The 6,142-nt window shown below is 72.7% G+C and carries 6 protein-coding genes; 3 read left to right on the top strand and 3 right to left on the bottom strand.

Annotated elements, in window-relative coordinates; translation table 11 throughout:
• Positions 1-222: 222 nt before the first annotated feature.
• Entirely contained in the window at positions 223-951 is a 729-nt protein-coding gene (locus ACWC94_RS42115; protein WP_450803051.1) for a DUF4232 domain-containing protein, read from the top strand.
• A gap of 132 nt (positions 952-1,083) precedes the next feature.
• On the opposite strand, the gene ACWC94_RS42120 is transcribed toward ACWC94_RS42115, so the two are convergent.
• Positions 1,084-1,950 (bottom strand): ABC transporter permease, encoded by an 867-nt coding sequence (locus tag ACWC94_RS42120; RefSeq protein ID WP_450803053.1) that lies wholly within the window; start codon positions 1,948-1,950, stop codon positions 1,084-1,086.
• The gene (locus tag ACWC94_RS42125; RefSeq protein WP_450803054.1) at positions 1,947-2,876 is read right to left on the bottom strand and encodes an ABC transporter ATP-binding protein; all 930 of its coding nucleotides are present in this window, start codon (positions 2,874-2,876) and stop codon (positions 1,947-1,949) included. The genes ACWC94_RS42120 and ACWC94_RS42125 overlap by 4 nt, the downstream gene beginning before the upstream one ends.
• 132 nt (positions 2,877-3,008) lie before the next feature.
• Here ACWC94_RS42125 and ACWC94_RS42130 point away from each other — a divergent pair, with 132 nt between their 5' ends.
• Both ACWC94_RS42130 and ACWC94_RS42135 read left to right on the top strand, forming a co-directional pair.
• Positions 3,009-4,292, top strand: coding sequence for a histidine kinase (locus ACWC94_RS42130; protein ID WP_450803056.1), 1,284 nt, complete (start codon positions 3,009-3,011; stop codon positions 4,290-4,292).
• A complete protein-coding gene (locus tag ACWC94_RS42135) occupies positions 4,289-4,945 on the top strand; it encodes a response regulator (RefSeq protein ID WP_450803058.1) in 657 nt (218 codons plus the stop codon). The genes ACWC94_RS42130 and ACWC94_RS42135 overlap by 4 nt, the downstream gene beginning before the upstream one ends.
• Positions 4,946-5,074: 129 nt before the next feature.
• Here ACWC94_RS42135 and ACWC94_RS42140 read toward each other — a convergent pair.
• Positions 5,075-6,142 (bottom strand): serine hydrolase (locus ACWC94_RS42140; RefSeq protein ID WP_450803060.1); only part of this gene is annotated, 1,068 nt, incomplete at its 5' end.

The following is a 6,142-nucleotide window of genomic DNA, read 5'->3' on the forward strand; positions in this document are numbered from 1 at the left end:
GCGTAGGGTGGGCGCCCCCCCCGGCGGGCCCCGGCGGGGCCGGACGCCCTTGTCGCTTTCCGGGGCAGGATCTTCCCCCCTCGCCCGTCACGGAACTGTCACAGATGATCCACAACGGTCACAGCCGATCCACAGCGGAAACCCGGGGTCTCCCGGCTCTGTCTCCCGGTGCGTACCGGCAGGGGGCCGGTCGGACCACGTACACCTGAATCGGGGGACCCCATGCACCACCGCAACACCATCCGCCTCGCCGCATCGGCGACGGCCGTGATCGCTGCCGCGCTGTCGCTCACGGCGTGCGGGGCGTCGGACGGCACCGGGACAGCCAAGACGTCCTCCCCGACCCCGGCCTCCGCCACCCCCACCCACACCACCCCCACCCACGGCGGCGCCACCCCGACGAGCCCCGGCTCCACGGCGACCTCGGCCCCGGGGTCCTCCGGCGGCGGCACGCCGACCGCTCCCAGTGCCACGGTCTCTCCCGCGTCCCAGACCACGTCCGCCACGGCGCCGCAGTGCACGGTGTCCGCCGTGAAGGCGACGGCCTACCAGGCGGCCGACCATCCGGTCGGCACCGGTACGGGCGCGGCGATAGTCGAGTTCACCAACGTCTCCGCACATGCGTGCGTCCTGCGGGGCCACCCGACGGTGGCCGGCGCCGGCAACGGTTCCCCCGGGCACAACACCCCCCTGAAGGTGACTCCCACGGGCACCGCGTCGGCCGTGCGCCTCGCGCCGGGCGGCAAGGCATGGGTGAAGCTGACCTTCCACCAGGTCCAGGGTGAGGGCGACGGCTACTGCGAGTCCGGCGCCAAGCCCGCCGTCTACCCGACGCTCGTGGTCGGCCTCCCCGGCGCGGGCATGCACCAAGTCGCCCTGACCGACGGCCAGTTCGCCGAGTGCGACAACACCGTCACCGCGACGGCGGTCACGGCGTCGAAGCTGACCTGACCGGCTCTCCGGCAGCGGGCGGCCCCGGCGGAGACGGCGGCCGGGGCCGCCCGCCCCACCGTCCCGCTCCCGTCCGGTATGTGCATCTTCCCAGCCGCGGCGGGGCTCCTTTTCATGCGGCCCTGTCGGTCTTCACACGTCACGGTGATGGGCGAGGACCAGCACCAGGCACACCGCGACGAGCGGCCAGACGGCGTAGGTGGTCCATGAACCGGCGATCGTCTGGGGATAAGGCCCCTGGCCGAAAGGATGGCTCACGGTGACGAGGTTCTCCCAGGCGGTGACCGGCTGCGCGTGGGAGATGTCGGCGCCGACGCGACGGCTGTCGTTGAAGACGTCGGGCAGCAGGAGCAGGACCCCGGCGGTGGTGACCAGGGTGGTCGGGCCGTGCCGGATCACCGCGCCGAAGCCCATGCCGATGAGCGCGGACACCGGCGCGAGCAGGGCGGAGGCGGCGACGGCCCGCAGCACCCCCGGGTAACCGGTCGACACGTCGATGTGCCGGCCGGACAGGATGCCCTGGCTGACGGCGAACGAGGTCGCCGAGACCAGCGCGCCGAACACCAGGAACACCGCCGTCACCACCGTGACTTTGGCGGCCATCACCTGGCGGCGGGCGGGCACCGCCGAGAAGGTCGTGCGGATCAGCCCCGTGCCGTATTCGCCGGCGACGGTGAGGGCGCCGATGCTGCCGGCGGTGAGGATGAGGACCATGGCACAGGTGTGGTTCATGGCATCGCGCAGGGCCCAGATCGGTACGAACAGCGCCCGGATACCGGCGTCGTAGCGGGGCCAGTTGCGGTAGTCCGCGACGGCGGCGTTCGCGCTGTTGCCGACGACGGCGAGGGCGGAGAGCACGAAGGCCCAGCGCATCGAGCGCAGTGACCACAGTTTGAGCCATTCGGCCATGAGGAGGTCGAGGAAGCGGGCGCGGGGCTCGTCGCTCGGCGGGGCGGGCCGTGCGGACGGTACGGCGGCGGGTGCGGGTATGCGGCTCATCGGACTTCTCCGGGTTCTCCTGCACGCGCTGCGAGGTATTCGGCATGGCCGACGGTGAGTTCCATGAAGGCCTCCTCCAGGGAACTGCCGCGGGTGGCCAGTTCCTGGAGGGTGATCCGGTGGTGGCAGGCGAGTTCGCCGACGCGGGTGGCGTCCACGCCGGTCACCGTGAGCGCCTGCCGGCCCTGCGGCCGTACCGCGGCGCCTTCCGCGGTCAGTACGGCGGTCAGCGCGGCGGGGTCGGGAGTGCGGACGGCGACCCACCGGCGGGTGCCGCGGGCGGCGAACGCCGACAGGCTCTCGGCGGCGATCAGCTCGCCGTGGCCGATGACGACGAGATGGTCGGCGGTGTTCTCCATCTCGCTCATCAGATGGCTCGAGACGAAGACGGTACGGCCCTCGGCGGCCAGTCGCCGGAACAGGCCGCGCACCCACAGCACGCCCTCCGGGTCCAGGCCGTTGAACGGTTCGTCGAACAGGAGTACCGGCGGATCGCCCAGCAGCGCCGCGGCGATGCCGAGCCGCTGCTTCATACCGAGGGAGAACCCGCCGATGCGGCGCCGGGCCACTCCGGCCAGACCCACCTCGTCCAGGACTTCCGTCACCCGGCGCCGCGGTATGCCGTTGCTGCGGGCGAGGATCGTCAGGTGCGCCTGTGCGCTGCGCCCCCCGTTGACGTCACCGGCGTCGAGCAGAGCTCCCACGTGGCGCAGCCCGCGCGCCCGCTCTCGAAAGGGGCGCCCGCCGACCGTGGCGGTTCCGCTGGTGGGAGCGTTCAGCCCCGTGATCACCCGCAGTGTGGTGCTCTTGCCCGCGCCGTTGGGGCCCAGGAATCCGGTGACACGACCGGGACGGACGGTGAAGGTCAGGTGGTTCACGGCCCGGGTCCGGCCGTAGTGCTTGGTGAGTTCATGGACTTCGATCACCCCGGCAAGGCTGCCGCGTCCGGCCCCCGCCGGGCATCGCACGGACGGTGACACCCGCGCGGGCGCGTGTCACCCGTGGTCGTACGACCGTGGGCCGATCCCCGGTGAAGATCACTCGGTTACGATCGGCGCATGTCCACCGCGCGTGCCCTCCTGCTGCTCAAGCGTGTGCCGGCGGGCGTGTGGGCGACCCTGACGTGGTGTGTCTGCGCGGCCACGGCGTACACGACCCGCACGTCGGACGGAGAGCCGCATCCGGTCCTGCGGTGCTTTCCGCCCGAGGGCCTGGACCGCCGGGCAAGGTGCCGGCTGATCCTGGACGCGGTCCCGGACGGGACGCCCGTGGGCACGTGGTTCCTGGCCGCGGGCTTCGCCCTGGCGCTGACCGGTGGCGTGCTGCTGCACCGCCGTCCGCTGTCGGGTGTCGCACTGCTGCTCGCGGGTTCCGCGGCCGGGACCGCGGGACTTCACGTGGCCCGGCTGCCGTTCCTTCAGTTCCTGTCGGTCGACGTCGCCTTGTTCTTCGTCGCCGTAACGCGTCCGCGCCGGACCGCGGCGACCGCGACCGCCGTGTCGTTGGGCGTGATGGCGGGCTGCGCCGTCGCGCAACTGCTGCTCGCCGGCTCCCTCTTCGACTCGACGGGGCGGGCCGTCGCTCTGACGGCCGTCGTGCTGACGGCCGTCATCGCCTGGCTGACCGGCGATTCGCTGCGGCGGAGCCGTGAGTACGCGGAGCGGCTGAGCGCCCAGGCCGCGGCTTCGGCGGTCATGGCCGAACGGCTGCGGATCTCAAGGGAGTTGCACGACGTGGTCGCGCACAGCATCGGCATCATCGCCCTGCAGGCCGGTGCCGCGGGTGAGGTCATCGACACCCAGCCGGCCCGGGCGCGGGAAGCACTGAAGGTCATCGAGACCAGCGGCCGGGAGACCCTGTCGGGTCTGCGCCGGATGGTCGGCGCGCTCCGGCAGGCCCAGCCGGAACCGGGCGTGGACGCCGCGTCCGCGGAATCCGCGCCGCTCGACCCGCTGCCCGGTATGGCCGGTCTCGACCGGCTGGCCGAGGTGACGACCGCCGCCGGTGTCCGCGTCGCCGTGCGGTGGCGTGGGCAGCGGCGGCCGCTCCCCCAGGAGATCGACCTGTCGGCCTTCCGTATCGTCCAGGAAGCGGTCACCAACGTGGTACGGCACGCCGGCACCGACTCCTGTCAGGTGACCGTCGACCACCGGGACGACGCGTTGGTCATCGACGTCCTCGACGACGGCCGCGGCCGTGGGGCCGGCGGAGCCACCGGGTACGGTCTGGTGGGAATGCGCGAGCGGGTCGGTCTGCTGCACGGCGAACTGTCCGCGGGCCCCCGCCCCGAAGGCGGATTCCGGGTGACGGCCCGGCTGCCCCTGACCCAGGAGTCCCGATGAGCGTCCGCGTCCTCCTCGCCGACGACCAGCCGCTGGTACGCGCCGCCCTGGAGATGTCCATGGCCAACGCGCCGGACCTCGATGTCGTCGGGGAGGCGGGCACCGGCGCCGAGGCGGTCCGGCTGACCGGGGAACTGCGGCCCGACGTCGTCGTCATGGACATCCGCATGCCCGGGACGGACGGCATCGAGGCCACCCGGATCATCACCTCGGTCCCCGGAAGCGCGAGGGTCGTCGTGCTGACCACCTTCGACGACGACGAATACGTCTACGGCGCCCTGCGCGCGGGCGCCTCCGGGTTCCTCGTCAAGGACATGGCCGTGCCCGACATACTCGCCGCCGTCCGTGTCGTGGCCGCAGGCGACGCCCTGATCGCCCCGAGCGTCACCCGCCGCCTCATCGAGGAGTTCGCCCACCGCCCCGCCCCCGTCCGGCCCCACCACGACCTGGCCGGCATCACCCCGCGCGACCGCGAAGTCCTCACCCGCATCGGGCAGGGCATGTCCAACTCCGAGATCGCCGCCGACCTGTTCATCAGCGTCGCCACCGTCAAGACCTACGTGACCCGGCTGCTCAGCAAACTCGACGCCCGCGACCGCGTACAGCTCGTGATCACCGCGTACGAGACGGGCCTGGTGGCACCCTCCCGATAGGCCGCCCACGCCTGCCTCCCGGGAACTTGCCGGGACCCGATCCCGCTGACCTCGGGGGAACAACGCTCGCCGCGCCGACGGGAGTTGGCAACGCCGACCGGGCACACTGGAACTGCGCGAGCAGCCACATCAAACCCGCGGGCGCCTGACGACCCACACCTGCGCGGCGCTCACGCGAACGCGCCCTTCACCGCCGCAACACCTCGAACGCCTCCCGCCCCGCACCCCCGATCGCGAAGTCGACATCCGCCGCGAGCCCGGCGCAGCGCTCCGCACGGGTGAGCGCAGCCACGGCCACCCGATCCCCCGACTCCGCCTCGACCACACCGACTCGTGGCGCAGATGCAGAAACGTCCCCGTCTTCCCGCTCCACCGCAACGTGTCCGCCCGCAACTCGCTCGCCAGCCGGTGTGTGAAGACCTGCAGGCCCATCAGCCGCCGCAACTCGGCAGTCGCCGCGGGGACGGAGATCTCATCGCACCACACGCGCCTCAACAGCCCCACCAGCGCCGCGGCCGATCCCACGTTCGCGTACGCCGGGTCCAGGGTCTCGATGGTGTGCCGGCCCGCCCGCCCGTCCCGCACGGCCAGTTCCAGCGCGAGGGAGAAGTCGTCCCCCGCCGCACCGGCGGCGCACTCGTACATGTGGTTCATCCGGTGCCGCATCCGGAGGTCCCCGCACCCCCAGTCACGCAGCCGGGCGTCCACGTCCGCCACCGGCACCAGATCGAGCAGGGTGTCCGCCGCCGCGTTGTCGCTCACCGACAGCGTCTGCAGGAGCAGGTCACCGACGGCCACGGTCGCCGGGTACCGGAACGCCGCGAGCCCGGTGGGACCCACGCTGCTCCCCACCGGGTCGACCGTCACCGGGTGCGCCGGGTCGAGGTCCCCGGCCGCGATCCGGTCCAGTACGACGAGGGCGAGCGGGACCTTCGCCACCGACGCGAGCGGCATCATCTCCTCGACGTCGAAGCCGAGTTGCTCACCCGTGTCGAGGTTCCGGGCGAGGAACGAGCCGCGCACACCGAGAGCCGCCCAGTCCGCGGCGATCGCCTCGGCCACGTCCAGGAGGGCCCCGTGGTCGCCGACGTACACCGGGTGGTTCACCGATGCCGCGCTCATCCGCGTGCCGCCAGCCGCGCGGGGGCGTCCTCGGCCGCTCGGCGGTGACCGACGGATGACCGGCCCACCAGGTGT

The organism is Streptomyces sp. NPDC001135 (genome assembly GCF_053598395.1).

What these genes read in the sequence shown, in the direction of transcription:
- ACWC94_RS42115 (WP_450803051.1), top strand. Translation starts at nt 223, where the DNA reads ATGCACCACCGCAACACCATCCGCCTCGCCGCATCGGCGACGGCCGTG.
- ACWC94_RS42130 (WP_450803056.1), top strand. Translation starts at nt 3,009, where the DNA reads ATGTCCACCGCGCGTGCCCTCCTGCTGCTCAAGCGTGTGCCGGCGGGC.
- ACWC94_RS42135 (WP_450803058.1), top strand. Translation starts at nt 4,289, where the DNA reads ATGAGCGTCCGCGTCCTCCTCGCCGACGACCAGCCGCTGGTACGCGCC.
- ACWC94_RS42120 (WP_450803053.1), bottom strand. Translation starts at nt 1,950, where the DNA reads ATGAGCCGCATACCCGCACCCGCCGCCGTACCGTCCGCACGGCCCGCC.